The following is a 24624-nucleotide window of genomic DNA, read 5'->3' as shown; positions in this document are numbered from 1 at the left end:
AAAATGAAAAATAAGTTATTTATCATTTAATCCGTCAAGGAATCGCTCTGCATCTAGTGCCGCCATGCAACCCGTTCCGGCTGAAGTGATCGCTTGGCGGTAGTTATGATCCATAACATCACCGGCAGCAAAAACACCTTCAATACTGGTTTGGGTCGCATTTCCATTCAGACCTGAGTTCACGATGATGTAGTCATCTTTCATCTCTAATTGGCCTTTGAAAATAGCGGTGTTTGGCTGGTGGCCTATGGCAATAAACGCGCCCATTACATCAATATCTTGAGTCGCGTCAGATTGAGTATCTTTCACGCGTACGCCAGTCACACCCATATCATCACCGAGAACTTCTTCAAGCACACGGTCGGTATGAAGAATGATGTTACCGCTTTCTACTTTATCCATTAAGCGCTTAATCAGGATTTTTTCAGCGCGGAAAGTATCGCGGCGGTGAATAAGGTGAACTTCAGACGCAATATTAGAGAGGTAAAGTGCCTCTTCAACGGCCGTGTTACCACCACCGACAACCGCGACTTTTTGGTTGCGGTAGAAGAAACCATCACAAGTTGCACAAGCGGAAACGCCACGACCTTTGAATGCTTCTTCAGATTCTAAACCTAAATATTTAGCAGAAGCCCCAGTCGAAATAATTAGCGCATCACAGGTATATTCTGCTGAATCGCCTTTAAGACGGTAAGGGCGAGAACTCAGATCGACTTCGTTGATGTGATCAAACACAATTTCAGTTTCGAAGCGCTCAGCGTGCTCTTTCATGCGTTCCATTAGCGCAGGGCCGGTTAGTCCTTCAGGATCGCCAGGCCAGTTTTCAACTTCTGTTGTGGTTGTTAGTTGGCCACCTTGCTGCATGCCCGTGATCATCACTGGTTGCAGGTTTGCACGTGCCGCATAAACCGCTGCCGTATAGCCAGCAGGGCCTGAACCAAGAATTAATAAATTACAATGCTTTACGTCGCTCATTAGGACTCCGAAATCAGCAGATAGCTTGAATAAATATAGTGATAAGGATTGTATGGAAAATATGGGGGTAATAAAAGTGTAAACAAGGTGTAAAACGGAATTATTGGTTATAGGTTAGATTGTTTTTGCTTTGGTTCAGAATGGTTTATGCTTCTGTAAAGTTTGAGGAACGTTTAACAGATCAAGTAAAACCAATTAAATGAACGACTTTTGCACTGGAGCAGTGAAATGAAGCAAGTATTCGTTAACGATAAAATGCAAGCGAACTATTCCTATTTCTTGTCTGAAGGTATTGGTGAAAATTTTCAGTTTGATTTCTCTCCGGAACTCACCCCCAAAGAGATGCTCGAACTCGGAGTCTTTGGTGGCAAGTATATGACAGATTGCCAAGATGAGTTCCCCGAGGATTGGTTTACCAATGCCAAAATCAGTCCTGAATTTAAAGATATTTCATTGAACTATTTCTCTGTGGATGCCTCTCAACCTTTAGCTGAGTGGAATCGAAAGGGGTGGATCTATTCTGAAGATCCAAGAGGTTGGTTTCAATGGTATTGTCGCTACTTCATGGGACGTCGCATAGAGAGTGAAGATGAGCGCCAAATTAAAAGGTGGCGTGCATTTAGACGACATATAGGGGCGATTAAGAAAAATTGCGAACCTTTTGATCATGGTTGCCGTCGGAAGCAGAGGCAAGCTCTGCTGCACTGGGCATATGATTCAAGACGGTTTTAGTTTTAATGGTTTGTCGTAAAGTTTAAACATTGACGGATAAGAAGTGAAATGAGCGAATTAGAGAAGATGATAGCGGGTGAGATGTATGACCCAAGTGATGAAACACTGTCACAGATGCGCGCTCATGCAAGAAAAGTGATTGGCGAATATAATGCGACCAATCAAGACCAAAAAGCAGAAAGAGAGGCACTGCTTAAAACGCTATTTGGAAATACGGGTAGTGAGATTAATATTGAACCACATTTCAATTGTGACTATGGAAAAAACATCCATGTCGGCGAAAACTTTTATGTGAACTTTGGCTGCGTGATCCTTGATTGTGCGGAAGTTAACATTGGTGACAACTGCATGATTGGTCCTCAGGTTGGTATTTATACGGCTTGCCATCCAATTGATCCGCTAGAGCGAATAAGCGGTAAAGAGTTTGCAAAGCCAATCACCATTGGACATAACTGCTGGATCGGTGGCCATGCGACGATTAACCCGGGCGTCACATTAGGGGATAATGTTGTCGTTGCTTCAGGTGCTGTAGTGACAAAAAGCTTTGCAAGTAATGTCGTTATTGGTGGGAACCCTGCGCGAGTATTGAAAGATATCAAATTGAAGAAATGATCCCACGTTGTTCACTTGTCATGTATCCATAAATAGAGGTTCGCAATGATAGTCGTTGCACGTTTTTCATTTCCCCATGAGGCTCAAATCGCAAGAGCCAGCCTCGAAGCTTCAGGTATTGAGAGCTACATAGCCGATGAGCACACTGTCAATACGCAGTGGTTGTATTCAAATGCTATTGGTGGTGTTCGATTGTTGGTGGATGAAAAGAGTGTTGATGAAGCGAGGAGCATTTTAAATACCGATTTCTCTGACGCCGTCGATAACTCATCTGAAGTCGAAAGAAGTGCGGACGCTTGTACACAGTGTGGCAGCCATGACTTAGTTCCATATACCAAAGGCAAAAGACCCGCTTTTTTGGTCTTTATTTTGTTAGGTTTCCCACTGTTCTTCTATAAGCATGGCTATCGATGCCAAAACTGTGGTGAGTTCATAGAAAAGTTATAACTAAAGGTTAAAATATGTGTTTGAGCCGTCTCAATAAAAAGGAATAGATATGACTCCAGCACCAATCAAAGAACTGATTACATTTGATGATTTCGCGAAATTGGATATTAGAGTAGGAACCATTACTCAAGTATCTGAGGTGGAAAAATCAGACAAACTAATGAAGCTTACCGTTGATTTCGGTGATCATACACGTTCTATACTTTCTGGTATTAAACAGGAAAGAGAAAATCCTCAAGAGATTGAAGGTAAACAGGCTCTGTTCGTTGTTAACCTTCCTGAACGGAAAATGGCGGGAGAGCTATCACAGGGCATGCTATTTGATATCGGTTATGAAGATAAAATTAACCCTTGTTTGGCCATGCCTGAGCGTGAAGTGCCCAATGGTAGCCGTGCTGGTTAGGCATCGTTCGTTTAACGCTATAATTTAAAGCTTCTCAGTGTTAATTATTCACGTATCCAAACCGTGATTGACACTTATCTTAGCTCAAAAAGACATGACAGTTAATTACGTAAAATCAAGGATAAACTTATGAAACAAGCCATTGTACATATTGCTCTGGTGGTTAACGATTACGATGAAGCGATCGACTTTTACGTGAACAAACTCAAGTTCGAGCTGATTGAAGATACCTATCAACCTGAACAAGATAAGCGTTGGGTTGTCGTTTCTCCTCCTGGTTCAAATGGCGTTACACTATTGTTAGCAAAAGCGTCAAAGCCTGAACAGCACGATTTTATTGGTAATCAATCTGGCGGGCGAGTTTTCCTCTTTCTAAGCACAGATGATTTTTGGCGTGATTATAAAAGAATGGTGGAAGATGGCATTGAATTTGTTCGTCCGCCAGTTGAGCAAGATTACGGCACCGTTGCCGTTTTTAAAGATCTCTATGGAAACCAATGGGATCTACTGCAACTCAGCGATTCTCATCCAATGGCAAAAAGAATGGGTTAACGAATTCAATTGAAGTAACCATTTTTCCTGTATTTGTCCCTATCCAGTTTAGCTAACGTTGGATAGGGATCTTATCTCCGTTTTAAAGCACGTTTATAGATATTTAGATTGCCACAAAACGACTTTCCCGCTGCTTAATTTTGCTCTAATTGAGAACGGTCGGACTCGCGTATCCTTATCTCCAAAAATTTCGCTTGAGAAGTTAGCGATTATTGTACTTCCATCATCGAACGTGGTTTGTTGGACTGTACCGCTCTTATTAAGCCAAGTGAAACCGATGAGTTTGTTATCCCAAAGGTGTTCATGAATCGGTTTAAACCCATCTTGATAATGCTTTAGCGCGACGATTCTAGGGCTTAAGCTTGAAACTGCTTCATCTCTAGTAAGATGCACCATAGCTGGCGTGTTATAAAGCATTGCAGTTAAGTCCCGGTACGCTTTTACATCCGTAAATTTTAAGCTACCTGAGTGCCAATGGTGGCTATTCACAACTTCATCATGAAAAACTGTTTGATACAGAGGAATCCTGAATTGAGGTGCAAACAGAAGCGACTTGTATGGCTCTTTCACCTTGGCTGGTTTAAAGAAAAATTCGGGTTTATGGTCGGGATACCAGCGCCCTAAAAAATAGGGGGATTGACGGTTTTTCTTCATATCATTATCCATCCACCCAAAACCGACAGATTCAAGTCCATGCGCAAAGGCGATGCCACTGGTTGTTAGGCTGTTGCCATCTTCGGATCCTAAAACGATTTGATCTTGGTTTGATATCCAATCCATTCTTTTGTTGAACGCAGTAAGCATGTCCGATTCACTGCTATTATTACTGTAATCTTCCCTTGCCATTGCGGTGGCATCTACATCAATAAATAGACTGTTAAAATGTCCGTATTTTACGATATCGAGCACACGCTGCTTTACGTAGTTCAAGTGACAGTTTGGATTCAGGTAATAGCCATTGCCTCTAAACCCTTTTTTCTTTTTGCCGTCTGCTAATTCAATCGCGCATGCTTTTCTCATCGGCTCTGGCAATCTGGCCGTTAACCAACCGTCATTAAGGCCGCTTGGTATTGCTGTATTGTATGAATCGTAAGTCGCGACCAAATAGCCGAAGCGTTTTGCAGCATCAATAACATTAGGTTGGTAAAAAGCGGGCATCCAATTATCAAACCCTAACCAAAGCTTTTCTAAACCAGCTTTCCTTAAGTTATTGAGCATAGTAGTCGAGAGTGCTTGTCCCCAAGTATCTGGAGGCGTTAGAAATTCAGAGGCGTTGTTCTTAAGCCAATCCACTCTTTGCTGCGCAGCCTTGTACTGAGCGGCAATGGTGTTATCTGCAAGAGTTGGATTCGGCACATTAAATTTATTGCGTAACGATGTGCTAATTGAATCAATCAGTAACTGTTTGTGATATTGACTAAACCAGTCTTTATTTTTGGATAGTGTGCTGAGTTCTACTTGAGCTTCATTGGTGACGTTGAGATTAGAACGCTGAAAATACCAATCTTTTAATCCCCACCAGTCTGTGACATCCAAAGTGCTCAGCGGATGTACTCCAAACAGGTAAACCTGACTTGCTCCAATGAGTTTTTCGACATTAGCATTACGCTGGATTTTTTGAACCAGAGGATCCGCAAGATCATGACCAATTCGCCACTGACGATAACTTTTCGCACCATCAAGCCAGTTATCTCCAAGGGTAATACGCAAAGTAAAAGAACGCGATTGATTCAACGCAGTGAAACTGTGGGTCGCAGTCATATCAATGCGGTTTTTTGTACTTGAGAAATCGAGTTGATTATTGGTGGCTTCAACCAGTTGATAGCTTATGTAAGTATCTTTTTGCTGAACTGTCCAAAATGGCATTTTAAGTTCTTGGGTCGTATTGGAACCGGAGTAATTATTCTGTAAATAGGTCGCCCAGACTTTGTTGTTAATAGGAATTCGCATGCCTTCACTGAATGGTAGGAATAAAGTGTCGCTTTGTGATTCGGCAAGATCAAACCACTTAAGTATCAGAGGTGAATTCCGTTCAATTGTTGGATGAGAAGGGGCGATGAAATTAACGATGAGTGCATCATTCTTGAGTTGAGTTTTTACTTGAATACGGCTTGGTTGCAGTGTCCAACTCGCGCTATTGGCGGACTTAGACTGGATTTCGGTCATTTTTTGAGGCAGATCGTTAACTTTCAGTGCCGATGTATTAACGATGGAATCATTCCATTTAATCGAAAAATTTTGTGGGTCAATACTGATTTGATTGCTTTGAGACTGCAGTGTCACACCCGCTGCATTTGCCCCTACGGAAAATAAGAGCAAGGCTAAAGTGAGGATATGGTTTCTATTTTTGAATAACATATTTAGGCTCTGTTAAAAAAGGTAGAGCCTATTACAGCGAACTTCGATCAATGCTTTGTCACCTATTTGTCTCTATCAAGCAGTTGAATCTAGTTTGATGTCGGTTTCGCCAGATTACTCTTAAACGGAAGTGCAACTCTCTGGATATATGAGATTTGTAATCGACCTTGATATTCGATGAGCTCCACTGCGGCACTTAAATGATGAGCTTGAGATGGAAAGGGGCTTATTGTTGGTAGTTCTGCATTATTACTGCTGATCGGGATTTTGTTTCCAAGCATGTTGTACTGCCTGTCAAACCATTGCCAATTTGCGTTTGTTCTCGGGCAGCCCGCTATATTCTCAGGAGAGGATAAAGAGAGTGTCTGTTTTCCGAGTGCATTTTCGACTTTAAGCCAACGAGTATTGCGACCAAGGGAAGCGACGATAGGATAAGTGTCTTGGTCTACCTTTAGGATATAGACACCAGATGATGGTGTTACCAGTATCTCCTTTGTTTCGAACTCTTGATACTCTGTTAGATCTGAAAAATGCCCGCTAATTAAGGTTTGTCCAGTAGGAGATAGTAGGGAAACGTTTTGTTCTCCGTGACTTTTTTCTGTCGATATATTGATCTGATAGCCTTGTGAAGCCAAACCAAAGCGGCGGATGAAACTGATTTTAAGGTTTGAAATTAGTAAGCGAGTATCATCCAAACCTTTACCGCACTCAGTTTGAGCGATAATCTCATTTTTTACTGGTAACCAATATTGGCTGCTGAGTGAATGTTGGCTAACGGCTATTTTTAACTCTTCCCATGCCAGTTTAGGCTGTCCATCAATCATCGCTTGGTAAGTATGCTGTAATGGGGTATCACTGAACCACGCCGCTTGAGACGAGAAGGGAAGTGTTAACCCGAAAATAAAACAGCCTAGTGGTTTGATTCTCATTTTTCTACCTCAAGTAAGCGGTAACCCACACCACGATGAGTCTCAATGTTTAATGTTGGTAGTTTTTGGCGCAGTCGAAGAATATGGTTATCAACCGTTCGAGTACTTGGGAACGCTTGGTAGCCCCAAATTTTATTTAACAGTTCATCGCGGTGAAAAACACGTCCTTGATTTTGAATGAAGAGAACAAGTAATTGAAACTCTTTCGGTTTCAGTGTCACTGGTGTTTCATTATAGAGCGCAATACGCTCAGCGAGTTGCAGTTCGATATTCGAGTAATAAAGCTGACAAGTGCCAAGTGGGCGGAGTTGAGAAATGACTCTTGCCATTAACTCTTCGTTTGAGAAAGGTTTCGTCATGTAATCTTTCGCGCCTGCCATTAGCCCTTCTACTCGTTGTTCGACATCCACTTTTGCGGTCAAAATAATCACCGGTAACGCTTTAAGTAATAGCCAATTTGAGAGATGTTGCAGGCTATCACCATCACTTAATTGTCGATCAAGAATGATGAGATCGGCGCGAAACCATAAAGCCTCTACGCCACTCGATTGTTTAGCCCAGAGACAACCATACCCATTGGATTTGAATAAGTTGACCAGACCTTGCCCTAGGAGTTCATCATCTTCAATCAGTAGAATGGTATTCATACGGTATCTCCAATATACAGCGGGTAGGGTGACGTAGAATCGTGAGCTTACCGTCTACTTTTTTGATCAAGTGCTCCACAATATTGAGCCCAATTTTCATGTTTTTGTCATTGTGTTTTGGCTTCAAGCGAGACAAAAATAAGTGAATAGGTGAGGGGAACTCACCTTGGTCTTGTACTTCGATGATTAACGTATCGGCTATCTCTACTGTGACCAAAACTTCTCCTTTGCCGTGTTGTTTGGCATTTTTAATCAAGTTTTCTATACAGATGGATAGCCAATAGTAGGGAAGAACTAATTCAATATCTTGGTTAAGCTCAAATGAAATATCATGTTTGTCGCATACATGGTGAAGCCATTCTTCAACGGATGCATTTTGCTTTAATAGCTGTTGTGACTTATCTCCACCTAAATAAACATTACTGTTCTCGGTGAGTTGAGATAGCCTCTGGTAGTCGGACATTAGCCGCCATACCGCACCTTGGCTCGATTCAGTAAGGTTATCGAAATCGTTACGAAACATCTCAACGGTTAACCCCAAGCTAGTAATGGGAGTTCGTAATTCATGAGTCAGCAGTTGTAAAATGAAACGTTTTTCTTTGCGCTGCCTGTGCTTTAAATAGCTGCTGCGGATAACGATGAGCACGATGAATATGATCAGTACTGATGATAAAATAACTAGCGATGATTGAGAGTACGAGCGTTCATTTATACATAAATTGCTATAGCGGATCGTACAGCTATCGCCTTTTAGGGTGATCTTCATTTTATCAGCGATAGACTGCCAATGATGGTATGTCACTTGCTTCCATCCTTGCTCCCCATTTAGCCATAAAGTGTCGCCTTCAAGCCATGCTCGATAACCGTTGAGTAGAGCTTCTCGTCCTTGTGACGATAGCGCTTGTAAGGTTTCATGGAGAGGGTGTTGCGGATTGACAATACTGAGGTAATTTCTGATCGTTTTGTCTACGATCGGTTTGTGTTGATTCGTCGCTTTATTATTGCCGATATGCTGAAGATAACGATCGGCAAAGCTTTGTCCCGCAGGGTGTAAAACAGTGTGGGTGGAGAACCAATCAGAGTGTAGTGTTCGCCCTTCACACAGTGCTAATTCAAATTCAACCGCATCCGCTAAGCGTTTATTGGCATATTCCTTGGTTGAACAATCGGTTTTGATAGATGCCAGTAGCTCGATATCTTGCCAGCTGAAGGATTCAAAGTTGGGATAGCGTGATTGATCAACCAGCAGATCGGGAGAGTATTGGCTTAACTGCTGTTGAGATATGGCCAAAGGAGAAGATTGCCAGTTCTGCTGATAAAATTTTTGCCACTTTTCCTGCACAGTTTGAGCGTAAACCGTCATAGGGAATAAAAGTGTAAAACCAAGGGCGAAAATGCTCCAGCGCATGAGTCTCTCTTATTGACGGTTATCTAAAGGATAGATTACTTACTAAAAGCCATCACAGGCTTAAGGCAATTAGGGATTCAAGAATTACGAATTTTAAACGCTTTTTGACTAGGTTTGTAACCTCTTTGTCAACAAATCATAGATTCACGACTTGTGATGATCTACTGACTAGTCGATGAATTGAATTCGAAGATAACGTGTTACTTAAATGATTTATTCCAACCATACTTATTTGCTAGTCGGTTAAGTCTGTTTAGCTCTTCTTCAGTTTCCGCTTTAATCCATTCCACCAGATCATCAACAATCGAAGACTGAGATCGGGAATAACAAAAGTATTGCCAAGCACTGTGTTGTACTTGAACGTGCTCAGGGCAAATCAAATATTCGCGCTCTAATTCAGGCAGGACGAGTAGCAAATCTGTAACGGTAACACCTTGCCCTGATAAACATGCACTCAACGCAAGATCAAGCGTAAAGAAAGTGGTATTTCGAACTTTACGAGTATCGTTATGCCCAGACTTTTTTAGCCATGATTTCCAATCTTGATGGTCCAGAGTCGGGTGCAGTCTAGGCATTGTTGTGATGGCATTAATGTCATTTTGCGTTGTGGTGAGGTTTTGAGCGCAAACGGGAGCCATATACTCTTCTCGCAGATACTGAATATCGACACGGTTCTTATATCGATTTCCTACGCGAGTATTGAATATGAGGAGATCATAGTCGGTGGACTCAAGGCTCTCATCTTCTTCCATTGAAGGAATAATGACGATTTCATGGTCTGGGTACTTTTCATTGAGTCGCTGAATTTTAGGGATCAGTGAACGAGTGGCATAACTTAAAGCCGCTTTAATGACGATTTTCTTCTGCTTGTTATGTTGCCATGAAGCAATCAAGGACTCTAAAGATTGGTAGTGCTTTTCAAGTAAAACCTGTAACTCACGCCCTTGTAGCGTCAACTCAATCGATCGATGACGACGAACAATCAGAGAGACTTTTGCTTCATCTTCTAACAATTTTATCTGCCGACTCACAGCACTTTGCGTGACATGAAGCTCTTTTGCCGCCAACGTGAAACTGGTCAGTCTTGCAACCGCTTCAAAGACTTTGAGGCTTTTATGTGAATAGGGCAGGTTGGGATATGGCGTCATAATTTCTCGCATGAGTTTAATGAATACCAGAATCGCATAAATGTAAATTGAACACCAGACGCTAACTCGATATTTTGGCAACAATTATCAGAGGCATTTATGAAAAAAATCTTATCTTTAGCTCTTCCTTTAATTTTCTCTCAGCTCATCGGTATGGCGTTAGTGTTAACCGACGTATGGATGATGTCTAGATTGAGCGTCGCTGATCTTGCTGCTGGTGGGTTAGGTGCATCGGTGTACTCGTTTGTGTTTATTATTGCTGGGTGTATTGTTGGTTGTGTCGCAAATCTAATTGCTATCGCTTACGGTCAAAGTGTCGCTCGACCTGAATTTGGATTTCAGCAGATACGCTACGCAATCAAAGGTGCGGTGATGTTATCGGTGCTGCTGACATTAGTTCTCAATGCCAGTTTCGTATTTGTACCAGATTTACTACGCCAAGCAAGTCAAACTCAAGATGTGATTAGTATTGCTATGGTCTATTTAGGAACGCTGAAGTGGGCAATGCTACCAACCTTATTACTTCTTGTATTAAGGGGGTTAACCAGTACGTTTGGTGATGCTCGCTCAGTATTAGTGATGTCCATTGTCACCGTATTGTTGAATGTGCCATTGAGCTATTTATTGGCTTTCAAATTGGATTGGGGGATTTCAGGGCTTGGTGCAGGCACTTCGTTATCGGCTCTGTTTGTGTTAATCGGTTACTCTTTCTGGGTATTTAGACGCTCAACTTACTATCGTTTTGCGCCTTGGCTCAATTTAGATGAGTACTCGCTTAAGCTGATGAATCCACTTTTGGTGATGGGGATGCCTATCGCTATTGCGGGCTTGCTAGAACACGGATTAATTTATGGTGGCACCTTAATGGCGGGCGTCATTAGTGTTGCATCGTTAGCATTACATCAAATCCTTTTACAATGCTTAAGCTTTACATGGAGTATTAACTTTGGTTTCTCGCAAGCGGCCTCCATTCTTGTTGGAAAGGACTTTGGTGCGGGGAATCATCAAGGTATAAAAGAAACGGTTAAAAAAAGTTTCGTGATTGTGTCGGTACTGAGCGCAATTATAGCGGCAGTGTTTATGGCATGGCCTGGCGTGATTGCTGGGTTCTTCCAATTGAATGATCCAACTGCTAGTGGCGACTCTGATTTAACCTTGATGTTGTCGTCGCTTCTCTGGGTTGTCGCGTTATGTTTTGTTGCGGATGCATGGCAGTTATTAGCGATTAATTTATTACGTGGGATGAAGATCGTATTGATGCCGACGGCGTTAACCGCTGTGGGCTATTGGGTGTTTGGTCTTCCTGCTGCATGGTTACTCATGCGCGATTATGGCTTGGCAGGTATTTGGGGTGGCATTGGAATTGGTCTTGCGGCAACAGGCGTGCTTTTATTGTTTCAGCTAATGATGATCTTAAAATCAAAAGGGGATGAGTCTGATCTAGGTATGGCCACAAGTTAAATGCACTTATTCATATGAATGTATATCTGAGGCGATTGATCGGAGGTTGAGAACTAGTTCTAAAGGATGAATTTGATCATTCAAATCTCTTGATGAAATAAATCTCCTATCAGCTTGTCATTTCTTTGCCATACTAAAGAAATGGCGAGCAAGGTAGGGGCAAACATGAAATTCAAAATAGTACTGCTGATGTTTTGCGCCTTATTTTCAAATGTTAGTTCTGGTGTAAGTGTGACGCTTGAACGATTTGAAAATATGAGATGGATAGAGCCGAGTTCGAATATCTCTTCAGTATTGGAGTTTCCTGAACTCGTAGATGATATCTACCGACAAAATAATGATATGTTGGTTTGGTATAATGAAGAGACAGTCAGCCAATTTGAATTTCAATTGGACTTGATTGATCGCGCCAAAATCAGTTCTCTTTTTTCTCATCAATTGCGTTATTTACGATATTACAAAAGCCAAGGCCGTTGGTTTGAATATGATTTATTAGCCACAGATACCTTGATTCTCTATCTTAGCTATAGTCAAAATGCGCGAGAAAACGGAAAGCTATGGTTTTTTGATTCGAAAGTCTCCTCTTCTTTACTACCGCCCTCCACAGGTAGTATGTCTTCGCTGATTCATGCAGTAAAGTCGGCACAATTGCCTGAATTTATAGCGAATTTAGCGCCACCTATTGAAGAATATTCGCTTTTTTTATCCTCTTATCAGCATTTAGAAAGCCAATTGGGCAATGATGTGCCGAGTTATTACCAAATAGGCTTGAAGCGAGAAGGTGATATTCTGGTTGATCGCAGCATTTTACTCGACCGCTTAGCCATTGTTGGACTCGACTTGACGATGGTGGATGAATCGACAAATCAATTTGATCGGTCCTTAGTTAAGGTGGTTAAGCTTTTCCAACACATGCATGGTTTAAAGGCGGATGGGATTATTGGCTCTAAAACTTTGAAATGGCTGAATTTAAGCCCCAAAGAGCGAATTCAGTTATTGGCCATTAATGCTGAGAGATCTCGGATGTGGCCTAAAAACCGAGAGTCGATCATTATGGTGAATGTCCCAGATTTTAATATGAGCTACTGGTATCAAGGGCAAGAAGTTTTTGAATCCAAAGTTGTGGTTGGAAGAAAGTCGCGTAAAACACCATTAATGGAAGCAAAGCTTGATTCCGTCATAATGAACCCCACTTGGAATGTGCCATGGAAAATCATGGTGAAAGACATTATTCCTAAAGTGAAAAGAGATCCAGAATATTTAGTGCGAAACAATTTTCAGATCATCGAAGGCTGGAATTCACACGTCGAGATTGACCCTGCGGAGATAGATTGGGCGACGGTTAACCCAAATGCATTTCCATACAGAATGAGGCAGCTATCGGGTGATCGTAATGCCTTAGGCTTATACAAGTTTAATACGCCAAATAAGCGAGCGATTTATCTTCACGATACTCCCAGTAAAAATCTGTTTAACAGTGAAGTAAGAGCATTCAGTTCAGGTTGTATCAGGGTGGAGCATGCCGATAAGTTTGCCTCCCTCTTATTAGAAACCCAAGGTGTGCCGAGTCAAGAATTATTGGTGAGCACTGAAGAACCTGCCAATACCTCCATTCGGTTAAAACGTCGCATTCCAGTGCATATCATCTATCAAACGGTGTGGTTCGAGGGCGGCCAGACTCATTACCGTGATGACATCTATCACTATGATGAGGTTGCAGCGACAAAAGGGTGATGATTGACTAAAAAATGACAATTGCAGTAAGCAATGAATTTTTCCATTCTGTTCAATAATTAAGCGTTAAAAACCGTTGAAACTTGGCTGAATCGGTCATTTTTTACGTTTGACGCTAAAAATTCCTTTCTGTAATGTCCGTGTTTCCATTAATACGCGGTACAAATTTCAGTATGTCTCAATCTTTATTTTCTCGTCGAGAGTTTATTCGCTTAGCGGGTAGCGGGCTCGTTGTTGCCTCTTTAGCACCACGATTAGCTCAGGCTTCTTATCCTGATAAACCACGAACTATAGCTATGAATAACCTACATACTGGTGAGTCATTAGAATCATGTTACTTCAATGGTCAAGATTATGTGGCGTCGGAGCTCGGTCGTTTGAATCATATTTGTCGTGATTTCCGTAGGAATGAAGTTTTTGCGATGGATAAGAATCTTTTCGAACAGATCAATCAAATTCAAACGTTACTGGGTACACAAGCTGAGGTGCAGATCATCTCTGGCTACCGTTCGCCAGCCACAAATGAAGCATTGCGTTCAAAATCAAGCGGAGTGGCTAAGAAAAGTTTCCATATGTTAGGTCAGGCGTTAGATTTCCGTTTGGATGGTGTGAAACTGAGCCACGTTAGAGAAGCGGCAATGACACTGAAAGCGGGTGGCGTTGGCTATTACCCAAAGAGTAATTTTGTTCATATTGATACAGGGCCTTCACGGGCGTGGTAACCCTTGTCAAAGTAAAATTCTAATGTCATAGTTCCCGCAGTATCGTGTATTGGAAAGGTTTTATATGTCGTTAAAGTACCAAGTTGTTCCTGTAACTTCGTTTTCTCAAAATTGTTCTATTGTTTGGTGTGATGAAACAATGGAAGGTATTGTTGTCGATCCCGGTGGTGATGTTAAGCAGCTCGCAGTTTTGATTGAAGAGTTAGGCGTTAAAGTCGTCAATATTGTACTTACGCACGGTCATCTAGATCATGTCGGCGGAACTGAGCCACTTGCGGATATTTTAAAAGTGGAGATCATCGGCCCACATAAAGCGGATAATTTCTGGCTGCAAGGCTTAGAAAATCAGAGTCAAATGTTTGGTTTCCCGTTAACAGAAGCGTTTGAACCACATCACTGGCTAAATGATGGTGATGTAGTGAAGTTTGGTAATGAAAGCATTGATATTTTGCACACACCGGGTCATACCCCAGGTCATGTCGTGCTATTCAGTGATTCTGCAAAAACGGCTTTTGTTGGAGACGTTCTATTTAATGGCAGTATTGGTCGTACCGATTTCCCACAAGGCGATCACGCAACCTTGATTAATTCGATCAAGACAAAATTGTGGCCGCTAGGTAATGAGGTGAAATTTGTTCCGGGACATGGACCGGAATCCACATTTGGTCGTGAACGAGTGTCAAATCCATATGTGGCAGATGAGATGCCTATTTATTAATCAGGGTAAATATTTAGAAAGGAGGCCATTGAGTCTCCTTTTTTATTCGGTTTCTAAATGGCTATTAAAAACGGTGGGATCTTCTTCAGCGCTTGCTGCAGCCAAATATCGACGAGCCAAGCCTACAAACTCATCTGCATCTCTATCTAAATCCGCAACCGCAATGAAAACATCGTAATCATAGTAGTTACGTTGGTATTTCATCCTGTTCGCCAACATTCCGAGTAACCCCGAATAAACCTCACCGTGGCTATTTTTGTAGGGGCTGGAATCTAACACGATATCTTCAAATTCAATGAACTTACGTTTCGCCTCCTTTCTAGAGTTTGACTTTAATTGACTATTTTGACGTGCCATGCGGTTTTGTTGATCCCTTAGGTTTTGGCGAGCGCCCAAGTAGAGAAGCGCACGTTGAGTGAGCAGAATGTCACTTGCCACTCGAGGGCAGATACTATTGAGGTAGGGGGAGTAGTGTTTCAGTTTTATCCCAACCCATGGAAGAGGTTGGTGCCAGCCATCAACGTGATGAGAACATACACCGATTTTTTCGATATTAGTCCATTTTACCACCCAGCCCCCTTTGTAAAGGTGTTGCTGGAAGTGAGTGGAGGTAAGGGTATAGGCGACTCTGCTTTTCGCGATAACTAGGTAACTGAAGCCTAAAATACCCAACATAACGGCGAGAGTTAACAGTGTTTGTTGCCAGCCGGTCGATAAGCCGATTAAAAAGAAAACGATGACAAAGATAATCCCTCCAATAAGTTTAGCCATGGAAGATTCAAGATTCAAGATTAAAATTATGATTACTTAATTGTAGAGTTTGCATCATTCACCCTATGTCATATTTATACGGCTTACAAATAAGGCATGTTTTTACATCCAGTATGCATTGCTGATAACGGTGGCCTTGTAGTATAAATAATAGACGCTTCTGCGCAAAGTACGCATTTTTCGTCGTCTTTCGTTGCTTGACCCTACAAATCGTTTCCAAATTTTGGTATAAATCGCGCTTCAAATTTTCACCACTGCGTTATGGCAGTGAACTGGAGAAACATTCAATGAGACTTGCTCATAAGCGTAAAGTGCAGGCTAAACTGCAAAAACGCATTAAAGCGACAGTGGCAAACTTAGCAACTGCGCCTAAAACAGCAAAGCCTGTAGCGGTAAAGCCAGCAGTAGAGAAAAAAGTAGCAGCAGTAGTAACTAAAAAAGTTGACGTTGCACTAACTCCTAAGCAGCAACAAGTTCTAGATATTGTTGTAAGCAATGCTGATGGTATCAACCCTAAAAGTATCGGTCTAGCGGCTGGCCAAGAAGAAGCAAAAGCGGGTTCTTGGGCAACAGGTGCATTGAAAAAACTTCTAGAAGAAAACTTAGTCGCTAAAGAGCAACTTGCAGGTAACAAAGTTATCTACAAAGCAGTTTAATTTTACTCTCTGCTCTGCATAAGTTTTAAACCCCGTCTATCGGGGTTTTTTTATGCAACATATTTACTTCCCTTCCAAATTACGGCTATAAAATTACCTCTGTCACAACTTAGTAAAATAACCTCAACAATTGAATGCAAGTAAATACTTAAGTGCTATTCACATCGAGCTGTATATTTGGCTTTTCTAACTCAATGATATTTTAGACTTATATCTCATACCTTGATTATGTCCTACGTATTTATACTTAATACTATTGTCTAATACCTAGATGTAAGCTGGTTTTACTGAGTGGTCTCGCTGATTTTTTATTTTGATTTTCTATTCCATTGTAAAGGTGCACGAAGACACTCTGAGGTATGAGTGTAAGAAACCTAACCAAGGACGTAAGAATGAGTTTGATAAAGAAATCTATTAAGCGAGCCATTACCAGTGGTGTTGTTATTGCTGCTACATGTGCTGCGTTAGTCTCAACGACAGCCTCTGCTGCTGATAAAGTTTATCGTTTGAAACTTGCAGAAACATGGGGACCGAACTTTCCAATTTTTGGCGATGCCACAAAAAACATGGCTAAAATGGCTGAAGAGATGTCGAATGGTCGTTTACAGATCCGCATCGATTCATCAAACAAACATAAAGCACCTCTTGGTGTGTTCGATATGGTGAAATCTGGTCAATACGACATGGGGCATTCCGCGTCTTACTATTGGAAAGGGAAGGTGCCTAATACGCTGTACTTTACTTCGATGCCTTTTGGTATGTTACCGACAGAGCAGTACGCATGGTTCTACTACGGTGGTGGCATGGAGTTGATGGAGAAAGTGTATTCAAAACATAAACTGCTTTCATTCCCAGGTGGTAATACAGATACCCAAATGGGCGGCTGGTTTCAAAAAGAGATCAACAGTGTTGATGATTTGAAAGGTCTTAAAATGCGCATCCCTGGGTTTGCTGGTGAAATCCTTGCCGAGTTAGGGGCTAAGCCTACGAATATTGCCCCTGGAGAGTTATATACCTCTCTAGAGCGTCGTACGATTGATGCATTAGAGTGGGTGGGGCCATCTCTGGATTTACGAATGGGCTTTCACAAAATTGCTCCTTACTACTACACAGGTTGGCATGAGCCGGGAACTGAGTTGCAGTTCTTAGTAAATGAGCGCACATGGAAAAAGCTTCCGGATGATTTGAAAGCTATATTGAAAATAGCAATGAAGACCGCCGCTTACGATATGTACACTCAGTCTAAACACGAAAGTGGTAAAAACTGGGCGTCGATTCAATCTGAATATCCAAACGTTCAGGTTAAAAACTTCCCAGATGAGGTAATGGCAGCTCTACGTGAGGCTAATGGACGCTTATTGGCAGAGCACGCAGCAAAAGATGCTTTAGCGAAAGAGATTCAAGCGTCTCAGGCTGATTACATCAACCAAGTTCGACCATGGTCAAACATATCTCATCGCGCATATTTAAACAGCCAAGCTCAACAATAAGAGCCCGCTGAATCATTTCTAAATCGTCGGTGTAGGGGTTTCCTACACCGCAAAAGCCCAAGAACCCTTTTACATTGGCGAATGCCGCTTGAACCGTGATCGCTTTTATATTGGTTTATATAGTCTCACTGGCGCGATGAATTTTGGCCAGTTTGCTCTGAGTATCAGTACTTGAATATAAGCACGTAAATATAAGTTAGAGCCTAGTCATGCAGTTCCATGGAGTCGGATATGAGAAACCTGATTTATATTGAGAGATTGTTTAACCGGATCGGAGATTTCCTCGGATGGTTATCCAGCATTCTATTCATTTTACTACTTGCGAATGTCGTGTACGACGTCGTAATGCGCTACGTATTCAATGACGTGTCGATTGGATTTCAAGAGATGGAGTGGCATCTGTTTTCGGCTGTCTTCTTACTTGGGGTGCCATACGCGATTAAATCTGGCGGCCATGTTCGCGTAGATGTTTTTTATGAGCGTTTGTCATTTAAAGCACAAGCGATCATCGATGTTTTAGGTACCATCATCTTCCTATTTCCGTTTTGCCTGCTGGTGGCTTGGTACGGTGTTGATTTTGCCAAAGAGAGCTACTCACTAGGAGAGACTTCAGGTGATCCTGGTGGGCTGCCATACCGCTGGATAATAAAAGCCATGATCCCATTGTCATTCTTCTTGATGGCGCTAAGTGGCATTGGACTGCTTCTGCATTCAATTAACAAGATCGTGAATCCGCACCTCATTCATGCTCAATCTGTTGACTCAAAGTAAAGGAATTACAAGATGATCGGTATCGTGATGTTTTTTGTAGCACTGTTCGCCTTGTTGTTGGGTTTTCCAGTAGCATTTACGTTTGGCGGCATTGCGCTTATTTTCGGTGTGTGGGCAGAAGGCATAGAAATGTTCGCTTTCATGCCATATCGAATTCAATCCATTATGGAAAACACCGTTCTAATGGCGGTTCCTCTGTTTGTTTTTATGGGCTTAGTCCTGCAAAAAACACGTTTAGCAGAGCAGTTGCTTGAATCAATGGGACGTTTATTTGGTGGCGTTCGCGGTGGTATTGCGATCTCCACAGTATTGGTTGGCGCGTTACTTGCCGCGTCTACAGGTGTCGTTGGGGCATCAGTGGTTGCGATGGGCTTGATATCATTACCTGTGATGCTTAAATATAATTACGACAAAGGGCTCGCTTGTGGCACCATCTGCGCGTCGGGAACGTTAGGGCAAATCATTCCACCGTCGATTGTATTGATTCTGCTCGGTGATGTATTGGGTGTACCTGTTGGGGATCTTTTCCAAGCGGCAATTTGGCCGGGTGTGATGCTGGTTGGTGCGTACATTGTTTATATTCTTATCTACGCAAAGATGAACCCAGAAGCAGCACAGTGCATTGAGCGTGATGAATCAATTAGTCGTAAAGAAGAGGTGTTCAAAGCGTTAAAAGCGGTGATTCCACCACTCGCGTTGATTATTGTCGTGTTGGGTTCGATCTTCGCTGGTGTGGCGACGCCAACAGAATCTGCGGCTCTAGGTGGCGCCGGGGCAATCGTACTTTCGTTACTGTATCGACAGTTCAGCCTTCAAATGGTGTATGACGCGGCAAAAGAGACCGTAAAAGTGACGGCAATGGTATTTGCTATTTTGCTCGGAGCAACAGCATTTTCCATGGCGTTTACATACACAGGAGGGGATTACCTTGTAGAAGAGTGGATGCTTGCCATCCCTGGTGACAAATGGGGCTTCCTGATAATCACCATGATCGTTATTTTGATTCTGGGATTCTTTATCGATTTCGTTGAAATTTGTTTCATTATTGTTCCAATCTTAGCTCCGGTGGCAGAATTGATGGGCATTAACATGGTGTGGTTTGCGATTTTGGTGGCGATGAATTTACAGACCTCATTCTTAACCCCTCCATTTGGTTTCAGTCTGTTCTACCTTAAAGGTGTTGCTCCAAAAGGGATCACAACGCGAGATATCTACCGTGGCGTAATGCCCTTCATTGGTATTCAAATACTCGTATTAGCTTCATTACTTATTTTTCCTGGTTTCTATGGAATGTGATCGCAATAGAGGTTACATGAGTTTATTTTTATAGATTGAAAATAAATTGTTACATTAGAACTGCTTACTACTATCAAGGTAGTAAGCAGTTTTCTTTTATCTGACAAAGAAAATCACCAGTGAGGAAAGGAATGCCTCTAAAAGCTAAATTGATTTTATTAACATTACTTCCGTTGATATTGGTCACCGCCAGTATTAGTTGGATCACCCTGCATCAAGCAAAAACACTCGGTGAGAATGAGATCAAAATCTTCCGCGAGAGTTTGATCCAATCGCGAGAAACCGCACTGAAAGATAGTGTCGATATTGCCTCTGACGCCATTTCACACATCTACAATAATTCAGCTCCTGATGATGTCGAAGCTAAGCAACGGGTTCGGGATATATTATCGCGCTTGCGTTATGGTTCGGATGGCTACTTTTTTGCCTACGATGAGTTTGGTACTAATTTAGTGCACCCAATTCAGCCAGAATTGGTGGGGCAAAACTTACTGCATATTCAAGATCTCAATGGTGACTACCTGATTGCAGAATTGTTACATCAAGCTAAGAGTGGCGGCGGGTTTCATCAATATTTATGGCAGAAACCGTCAACGGGTGAAACCGTCCCCAAACTCAGTTATGCCGCATGGTTAAGTAAGTGGGATTGGATGATTGGTACGGGGCTCTATATTGAAGATATCAGCCTCGAAGTTGCGAATATGCAGGCTGCGATCAATAAAAATATCGAAACGACCTTCTTCTCTATTGTGTCGATTCTTGGGGTGACCGTCGCGGTGATCATTGTTTTAACCTTAGCGATCAATTTACATGAACATCGCTTAGCGGATAAGAATTTAAAAGAGTTGGCACATAAAACGGTCATGTTCCAAGAGGATGAAAAGAAGCACTTAGCCAGAGAGTTGCATGACGGCATAAACCAACTGCTTGTCTCCAGTAAATGTCATTTAGAGCTGTTAGCGCATAAATTGAATGATAAAAAGCTGGCACTGCATATTGAGAAGTCACAACACTCATTGATGACGGCAATTTCCGAAGTTCGACGTATTTCGCATAACTTAAGGCCAAGTGCACTAGACGATATTGGCTTAGAAGCGGCGTTGAATACTCTATTACAAGACTACAAAGCTCACTCAAATATTGAAACGGAAATTCACTTTGAAACTCAGACAGGAAAGCTCAAATCAGAAGTCGCGACTACACTTTATCGAGTGGTTCAGGAATCACTGAATAATATCGAGAAGCATGCTCATGCAAAGAAGGTGACGGTAATACTGCAGCAATTTGGAAACCAGTTGCAGTTGATTGTTAGAGATGATGGGCAAGGGTTTAACCTAAATGTGGCCACTCACCGAAAAGGAATCGGCCTTAGAAATATGCGTGAGCGGGTAGAGTTCATGGGCGGTGAATTTGAGCTTATGAGCGAACAAGGGTTTGGAACAGAAATAACGGTGCTATTTAACTTAGATGGATTGGTGTAATCAATGGATGATAAAGAAATATCAGTAGTGATCGTTGATGATCATCAGGTTGTACTTGATGGTTTTATGGCTCGGCTAGAGTTAGAAACGGGTATTGAAGTGATTGGAACGGCAAGTAATGGCTTAGAGGCCGTTGATGTTGTCCGACAGTGCAAGCCTGATGTGGTATTGATGGATATCAGCATGCCAATTATGAATGGAATTGACGCCACGAGATTAATTCACGAAGAATCGCCAGACGCAAAAATATTGATGCTAACGATGCATGATAATCGGGAATACATCATGAAAGTGATGCAGACTGGAGCGGTTGGCTACATGCTCAAAGAGATTTCAGCCGAAAAAATGGTTCAGGCGATCAAAACTGTGAATCAAGGTTCTACCTATTTTTGCGAGTCGGTCACTCAAACACTGTTTACTCAACAGATCGAAACCAGTGCTCAGAAACCCAACCCTTTGAGTCGGCGTGAAGAGGCCGTGCTGAAATTGGTCGCTCAAGGTGCGAGTAGTAAGAAAATTGCAACGCTCTTAGGTATCAGTTATCGAACCGTTGAGACTCACAGGCAAAACATCAAACACAAACTTGATATTCACTCCACAGCGGAACTAGCTAAGTATGCTTTGGAAAAAGGGTTATCCAATTAAATAAAAAGGTCAGTGTATAAACTGACCTTGAAGATGTTTTTTTGAAATGGTTTATTCTGGCTTAGTAATGCTGCCAATTTCAAGAATAGGGGCGACGTTATAGCCTTCGGCATTCATCATTGATGAGATACGCTGAACAGAAGAAAGTAGCAAACTCTGTTCCCACTCTTCAAGCTGTTGAAAACGATTAATGAAATGTTCCTGTAATGGAAGAGGCGCACTTTGTAGTAAAGATGTACCTGATTCAGTTAATTTGGCATGAACTTTACGTTTATCTTCGAGGCTACGTACACGCTCGATATAACCATTTCTCTCTAGGCGATCTAAAATAGTAGTAGCTGTCGCTTGACTCATATTGGTGTGATTAGATAACTGCTTAATTGTCACATTACCTAGCTCTTTGATAGCTCGAAGTAAAACTAACTGCGGCCCTGTTAAACCTGATTCTTTGCTTAGTTTTTTGGAGTGGAGATCAATTGCTCGAATGATTTGGCGGATTGATACCAAGACTTCTTCATGCTTATCCAATGTCTGAATTCCAATGTATGAGTGAGTGACATCAGGGAAATTACATCAATTCGATTTACATGAAAAGAGGTGAAATGATCAGTTTTCATTAATGAGGTGTACGACATAAGTGTATTGAGTGAATAAAGTTTAGAGTTCGAATAATTAAAGTAACGAAATATCGATCAATACCGTAATTAAATTTCCGATTATTGGTCGATAATTGAGCGGAAAATGGCGATATCTGACTGTTTTGTGTTGTTTATTAGGTTTTTAATGGCAGTAATGGTAACCTAATGGACGTTTTTGAAATGTAAATATATTAGTGATCTAAGTAAATTTCAGTGTGTGCGAGTTATTTTATTAAATGCCTCGTTGTACTAAAAATTATTTGATTGCTGAAGTGAGGAAGAATGCAAAAAGGGATAGATAAGTACAGTATTGACAGTACTGACTATACAGTAGGTCAAGATAATGTGCAGAAATGGGGTTTTGATGTTCATAACCCTGTATTCGGTGTGAGTGCGGGTTTCATTGCGCTATTTTTGATTGCTGCACTAGTTTTAGATGCAGAAACAGCAAAAGCGGCACTTGATGGAATTAAGTGGCAAATCATTGGTTCTTTCGACTGGCTATTCATCTGGTCAGGTAATATCTTTGTTATTTTCTGCTTGGCTCTCATTGTTTCACCATTTGGTAAAATTCGTTTAGGTGGTACGGACGCGGTCGCTGATTATTCATGGCTTTCATGGCTAGCGATGTTATTCGCAGCAGGTATGGGTATCGGCCTGATGTTCTGGAGTGTTGCAGAGCCTGCAGCGTACTATACCGGTTGGTATGAAACGCCACTCGGGGTAGAAGCAAATACTCCGGAAGCCGCTAAACTGGCACTAGGTGCGACTATGTACCACTGGGGTCTTCACCCTTGGGCTATTTACGGTGTCGTTGCGCTTTCACTTGCTTTCTTTACTTATAATAAAGGCTTACCGCTCTCAATTCGCTCAATCTTCTATCCTATTTTAGGTGACCGAGCTTGGGGTTGGGCTGGACATATTGTTGATATTCTTGCGGTGCTAGCAACTCTATTTGGTTTAGCGACTTCGCTTGGCCTTGGTGCACAGCAAGCGGCAAGTGGTATTCACCATGTTTTCGGTATTGAAGCCGGCATGGGATTACAAATTGCAGTCATTACCGTTGTGACGCTTCTTGCGGTTGTCTCTGTTATCCGTGGTATTGATGGTGGTGTAAAAGTTATCAGTAATATCAACATGATTATCGCATTTGTATTACTGGCTCTTGTTGCTCTCATTGGCTACGCAGTGACACTCGGTTCAATCCCAACAACAGTGATGGCTTACGTGGAAAATATCATTCCATTAAGTAACCCACATGGTCGTAGTGATGAAGCTTGGTTCCAAGGTTGGACTGTATTCTACTGGGCTTGGTGGATTTCATGGTCCCCATTCGTAGGTATGTTCATTGCTCGTGTCTCTAAAGGTCGTACGGTTCGTGAATTCATCACGGCAGTGCTGATTGTTCCAACAACTGTAACCATTCTTTGGATGTCAGTGTTCGGTGGCATGGCGATTGATCAAATACAAAATGGTGTTGGTGATCTAGGTACGAAAGGTCTTACAGATGTTCCACTAGCTATGTTCCAAATGTTTGATGTTCTACCGTACGGTACTTTGTTATCTGTGGTTGCTGTTGTACTGGTATTGGTGTTCTTCATTACATCATCAGATTCTGGTTCATTAGTTATCGATAGTATTACTGCTGGTGGTAAAGTTGATGCACCAGTTCTTCAACGTGTGTTCTGGGCATTCATGGAAGGTGCAATTGCGGTTGCTCTACTGTGGGTTGGCGGAACAAAAGCAATTGAAGCTCTTCAAGCGGGTGCAATTTCAACAGCCTTGCCATTCACATTTATATTGTTATTAATGTGCGTGAGCTTGTTGATGGGTATGCGTACCGAAAAGCGATAAAAAGCACATAATTGTGTAATAAATAGATGAAGGGATGAACGATATGTTCATCCCTTTTTTTATTTTGATGGCTTTTTTGTAACGCTTTTTTTTGACAGTCGACGCAGAATTGACGTTATTTGATGGTTTTATCAAAGGATAAATAAAAGCTTAAAATTAAATGAGAATTCACTCGC

At 41.8% G+C, this 24624-nt stretch carries 24 protein-coding genes; 16 read left to right on the top strand and 8 right to left on the bottom strand.

What is annotated here, in order from left to right; genetic code table 11:
* Nucleotides 1-15: 15 nt before the first annotated feature.
* Entirely contained in the window at nucleotides 16-975 is a 960-nt protein-coding gene (trxB, locus tag OCV39_RS08635; protein WP_171756454.1) for a thioredoxin-disulfide reductase, read from the bottom strand.
* A 228-nt stretch (nucleotides 976-1203) separates the two neighbouring features.
* On the opposite strand from trxB, the gene OCV39_RS08630 reads away from it, so the two are divergent.
* The 5 genes from OCV39_RS08630 to OCV39_RS08610 all read left to right on the top strand — a co-directional run bounded on the left by OCV39_RS08630 (nucleotide 1204) and on the right by OCV39_RS08610 (nucleotide 3721).
* Entirely contained in the window at nucleotides 1204-1707 is a 504-nt protein-coding gene (locus OCV39_RS08630; protein WP_261888297.1) for a hypothetical protein, read from the top strand.
* Nucleotides 1708-1755: 48 nt separating this feature from the next.
* Nucleotides 1756-2319 (top strand): sugar O-acetyltransferase, encoded by a 564-nt coding sequence (locus tag OCV39_RS08625; RefSeq protein WP_261888296.1) that lies wholly within the window; start codon nucleotides 1756-1758, stop codon nucleotides 2317-2319.
* Nucleotides 2320-2364: 45 nt separating this feature from the next.
* Complete coding sequence (locus OCV39_RS08620) at nucleotides 2365-2766, top strand: putative signal transducing protein (protein WP_113797294.1); 402 nt, start codon at nucleotides 2365-2367, stop codon at nucleotides 2764-2766.
* Nucleotides 2767-2815: 49 nt separating this feature from the next.
* Nucleotides 2816-3169, top strand: a complete 354-nt coding sequence (locus OCV39_RS08615; RefSeq protein WP_017051413.1) for a tRNA-binding protein — start codon at nucleotides 2816-2818, stop codon at nucleotides 3167-3169.
* Nucleotides 3170-3298: 129 nt separating this feature from the next.
* Nucleotides 3299-3721: a VOC family protein gene (locus OCV39_RS08610; RefSeq protein ID WP_261888295.1), complete on the top strand. Its 423-nt coding sequence runs from the start codon at nucleotides 3299-3301 to the stop codon at nucleotides 3719-3721.
* A gap of 93 nt (nucleotides 3722-3814) precedes the next feature.
* On the opposite strand, the gene OCV39_RS08605 is transcribed toward OCV39_RS08610, so the two are convergent.
* The 5 genes from OCV39_RS08605 to OCV39_RS08585 all read right to left on the bottom strand — a co-directional run bounded on the left by OCV39_RS08605 (nucleotide 3815) and on the right by OCV39_RS08585 (nucleotide 10211).
* Nucleotides 3815-6079, bottom strand: coding sequence for a glycoside hydrolase (locus OCV39_RS08605; RefSeq protein ID WP_261888294.1), 2265 nt, complete (start codon nucleotides 6077-6079; stop codon nucleotides 3815-3817).
* Between the two features lie 89 nt (nucleotides 6080-6168).
* The gene (locus OCV39_RS08600) at nucleotides 6169-7008 is read right to left on the bottom strand and encodes a DUF2861 family protein (RefSeq protein WP_261888293.1); all 840 of its coding nucleotides are present in this window, start codon (nucleotides 7006-7008) and stop codon (nucleotides 6169-6171) included.
* Nucleotides 7005-7655: a response regulator transcription factor gene (locus OCV39_RS08595; RefSeq protein WP_171756460.1), complete on the bottom strand. Its 651-nt coding sequence runs from the start codon at nucleotides 7653-7655 to the stop codon at nucleotides 7005-7007. Before OCV39_RS08595 ends, OCV39_RS08600 begins: the two co-directional genes overlap by 4 nt.
* Complete coding sequence (locus OCV39_RS08590; RefSeq protein WP_261888292.1) at nucleotides 7633-9063, bottom strand: ATP-binding protein; 1431 nt, start codon at nucleotides 9061-9063, stop codon at nucleotides 7633-7635. Before OCV39_RS08590 ends, OCV39_RS08595 begins: the two co-directional genes overlap by 23 nt.
* Before the next feature lie 200 nt (nucleotides 9064-9263).
* A complete protein-coding gene (locus OCV39_RS08585) occupies nucleotides 9264-10211 on the bottom strand; it encodes a LysR family transcriptional regulator (RefSeq protein ID WP_113797283.1) in 948 nt (315 codons plus the stop codon).
* Between the two features lie 99 nt (nucleotides 10212-10310).
* Between OCV39_RS08585 and OCV39_RS08580 the strand changes: the two genes are divergently transcribed.
* From OCV39_RS08580 to OCV39_RS08565, 4 genes are all read left to right on the top strand, one after another.
* Nucleotides 10311-11672, top strand: a complete 1362-nt coding sequence (locus OCV39_RS08580; RefSeq protein WP_113797281.1) for an MATE family efflux transporter — start codon at nucleotides 10311-10313, stop codon at nucleotides 11670-11672.
* 165 nt (nucleotides 11673-11837) lie between these two features.
* On the top strand, nucleotides 11838-13406 hold the full coding sequence (locus OCV39_RS08575; protein ID WP_261888291.1) for a L,D-transpeptidase family protein: 1569 nt from the start codon (nucleotides 11838-11840) through the stop codon (nucleotides 13404-13406).
* Between the two features lie 173 nt (nucleotides 13407-13579).
* Nucleotides 13580-14128 (top strand): DUF882 domain-containing protein, encoded by a 549-nt coding sequence (locus tag OCV39_RS08570; protein ID WP_017053957.1) that lies wholly within the window; start codon nucleotides 13580-13582, stop codon nucleotides 14126-14128.
* Nucleotides 14129-14192: 64 nt separating this feature from the next.
* Nucleotides 14193-14846, top strand: a complete 654-nt coding sequence (locus OCV39_RS08565) for an MBL fold metallo-hydrolase (RefSeq protein ID WP_017053956.1) — start codon at nucleotides 14193-14195, stop codon at nucleotides 14844-14846.
* Between the two features lie 42 nt (nucleotides 14847-14888).
* Here the strand turns inward: OCV39_RS08565 and OCV39_RS08560 are convergent, their stop codons facing one another.
* Nucleotides 14889-15617 carry a DUF2982 domain-containing protein gene (locus tag OCV39_RS08560; protein ID WP_390903215.1) on the bottom strand — a complete coding sequence of 243 codons (729 nt, stop codon included), beginning with the start codon at nucleotides 15615-15617 and terminating at the stop codon, nucleotides 14889-14891.
* Nucleotides 15618-15904: 287 nt separating this feature from the next.
* Here OCV39_RS08560 and OCV39_RS08555 point away from each other — a divergent pair, with 287 nt between their 5' ends.
* From OCV39_RS08555 to OCV39_RS08530, 6 genes are all read left to right on the top strand, one after another.
* A complete protein-coding gene (locus OCV39_RS08555) occupies nucleotides 15905-16273 on the top strand; it encodes a hypothetical protein (RefSeq protein WP_017053954.1) in 369 nt (122 codons plus the stop codon).
* A gap of 392 nt (nucleotides 16274-16665) precedes the next feature.
* The gene (locus tag OCV39_RS08550) at nucleotides 16666-17763 is read left to right on the top strand and encodes a TRAP transporter substrate-binding protein (RefSeq protein ID WP_017053953.1); all 1098 of its coding nucleotides are present in this window, start codon (nucleotides 16666-16668) and stop codon (nucleotides 17761-17763) included.
* A 219-nt stretch (nucleotides 17764-17982) separates the two neighbouring features.
* Nucleotides 17983-18534 carry a TRAP transporter small permease subunit gene (locus OCV39_RS08545; RefSeq protein ID WP_261888290.1) on the top strand — a complete coding sequence of 184 codons (552 nt, stop codon included), beginning with the start codon at nucleotides 17983-17985 and terminating at the stop codon, nucleotides 18532-18534.
* Between the two features lie 12 nt (nucleotides 18535-18546).
* Nucleotides 18547-19830: a TRAP transporter large permease gene (locus tag OCV39_RS08540; protein WP_113797275.1), complete on the top strand. Its 1284-nt coding sequence runs from the start codon at nucleotides 18547-18549 to the stop codon at nucleotides 19828-19830.
* Nucleotides 19831-19961: 131 nt separating this feature from the next.
* Nucleotides 19962-21311: a cache domain-containing protein gene (locus OCV39_RS08535; protein ID WP_017053950.1), complete on the top strand. Its 1350-nt coding sequence runs from the start codon at nucleotides 19962-19964 to the stop codon at nucleotides 21309-21311.
* Nucleotides 21312-21314: 3 nt separating this feature from the next.
* Entirely contained in the window at nucleotides 21315-21956 is a 642-nt protein-coding gene (locus OCV39_RS08530) for a response regulator (RefSeq protein WP_017053949.1), read from the top strand.
* Nucleotides 21957-22007: 51 nt separating this feature from the next.
* Here the strand turns inward: OCV39_RS08530 and OCV39_RS08525 are convergent, their stop codons facing one another.
* Nucleotides 22008-22484, bottom strand: a complete 477-nt coding sequence (locus tag OCV39_RS08525) for a MarR family winged helix-turn-helix transcriptional regulator (protein WP_017053948.1) — start codon at nucleotides 22482-22484, stop codon at nucleotides 22008-22010.
* 392 nt (nucleotides 22485-22876) lie between these two features.
* Here OCV39_RS08525 and OCV39_RS08520 point away from each other — a divergent pair, with 392 nt between their 5' ends.
* Nucleotides 22877-24448 (top strand): BCCT family transporter, encoded by a 1572-nt coding sequence (locus OCV39_RS08520; RefSeq protein WP_017053947.1) that lies wholly within the window; start codon nucleotides 22877-22879, stop codon nucleotides 24446-24448.
* Nucleotides 24449-24624 lie beyond the last annotated feature (176 nt).

The organism is Vibrio cortegadensis, assembly GCF_024347395.1.
Lineage (GTDB): Bacteria > Pseudomonadota > Gammaproteobacteria > Enterobacterales > Vibrionaceae > Vibrio > Vibrio cortegadensis.
The sequence above is the reverse complement of the archived record's forward strand: the minus strand, read 5'-3'. Positions and strand labels throughout refer to the sequence as shown.

What these genes read in the sequence shown, in the direction of transcription:
- OCV39_RS08605 (WP_261888294.1), bottom strand. Translation starts at nt 6,079, where the DNA reads ATGTTATTCAAAAATAGAAACCATATCCTCACTTTAGCCTTGCTCTTA.
- OCV39_RS08575 (WP_261888291.1), top strand. Translation starts at nt 11,838, where the DNA reads ATGAAATTCAAAATAGTACTGCTGATGTTTTGCGCCTTATTTTCAAAT.
- OCV39_RS08565 (WP_017053956.1), top strand. Translation starts at nt 14,193, where the DNA reads ATGTCGTTAAAGTACCAAGTTGTTCCTGTAACTTCGTTTTCTCAAAAT.
- OCV39_RS08580 (WP_113797281.1), top strand. Translation starts at nt 10,311, where the DNA reads ATGAAAAAAATCTTATCTTTAGCTCTTCCTTTAATTTTCTCTCAGCTC.
- OCV39_RS08590 (WP_261888292.1), bottom strand. Translation starts at nt 9,063, where the DNA reads ATGCGCTGGAGCATTTTCGCCCTTGGTTTTACACTTTTATTCCCTATG.
- trxB (WP_171756454.1), bottom strand. Translation starts at nt 975, where the DNA reads ATGAGCGACGTAAAGCATTGTAATTTATTAATTCTTGGTTCAGGCCCT.
- OCV39_RS08620 (WP_113797294.1), top strand. Translation starts at nt 2,365, where the DNA reads ATGATAGTCGTTGCACGTTTTTCATTTCCCCATGAGGCTCAAATCGCA.
- OCV39_RS08595 (WP_171756460.1), bottom strand. Translation starts at nt 7,655, where the DNA reads ATGAATACCATTCTACTGATTGAAGATGATGAACTCCTAGGGCAAGGT.
- OCV39_RS08560 (WP_390903215.1), bottom strand. Translation starts at nt 15,617, where the DNA reads ATGGCTAAACTTATTGGAGGGATTATCTTTGTCATCGTTTTCTTTTTA.
- OCV39_RS08630 (WP_261888297.1), top strand. Translation starts at nt 1,204, where the DNA reads ATGAAGCAAGTATTCGTTAACGATAAAATGCAAGCGAACTATTCCTAT.
- OCV39_RS08585 (WP_113797283.1), bottom strand. Translation starts at nt 10,211, where the DNA reads ATGACGCCATATCCCAACCTGCCCTATTCACATAAAAGCCTCAAAGTC.
- OCV39_RS08520 (WP_017053947.1), top strand. Translation starts at nt 22,877, where the DNA reads ATGCAAAAAGGGATAGATAAGTACAGTATTGACAGTACTGACTATACA.
- OCV39_RS08545 (WP_261888290.1), top strand. Translation starts at nt 17,983, where the DNA reads ATGGAGTCGGATATGAGAAACCTGATTTATATTGAGAGATTGTTTAAC.
- OCV39_RS08615 (WP_017051413.1), top strand. Translation starts at nt 2,816, where the DNA reads ATGACTCCAGCACCAATCAAAGAACTGATTACATTTGATGATTTCGCG.
- OCV39_RS08550 (WP_017053953.1), top strand. Translation starts at nt 16,666, where the DNA reads ATGAGTTTGATAAAGAAATCTATTAAGCGAGCCATTACCAGTGGTGTT.
- OCV39_RS08570 (WP_017053957.1), top strand. Translation starts at nt 13,580, where the DNA reads ATGTCTCAATCTTTATTTTCTCGTCGAGAGTTTATTCGCTTAGCGGGT.
- OCV39_RS08555 (WP_017053954.1), top strand. Translation starts at nt 15,905, where the DNA reads ATGAGACTTGCTCATAAGCGTAAAGTGCAGGCTAAACTGCAAAAACGC.
- OCV39_RS08540 (WP_113797275.1), top strand. Translation starts at nt 18,547, where the DNA reads ATGATCGGTATCGTGATGTTTTTTGTAGCACTGTTCGCCTTGTTGTTG.
- OCV39_RS08535 (WP_017053950.1), top strand. Translation starts at nt 19,962, where the DNA reads ATGCCTCTAAAAGCTAAATTGATTTTATTAACATTACTTCCGTTGATA.
- OCV39_RS08625 (WP_261888296.1), top strand. Translation starts at nt 1,756, where the DNA reads ATGAGCGAATTAGAGAAGATGATAGCGGGTGAGATGTATGACCCAAGT.
- OCV39_RS08530 (WP_017053949.1), top strand. Translation starts at nt 21,315, where the DNA reads ATGGATGATAAAGAAATATCAGTAGTGATCGTTGATGATCATCAGGTT.
- OCV39_RS08610 (WP_261888295.1), top strand. Translation starts at nt 3,299, where the DNA reads ATGAAACAAGCCATTGTACATATTGCTCTGGTGGTTAACGATTACGAT.
- OCV39_RS08600 (WP_261888293.1), bottom strand. Translation starts at nt 7,008, where the DNA reads ATGAGAATCAAACCACTAGGCTGTTTTATTTTCGGGTTAACACTTCCC.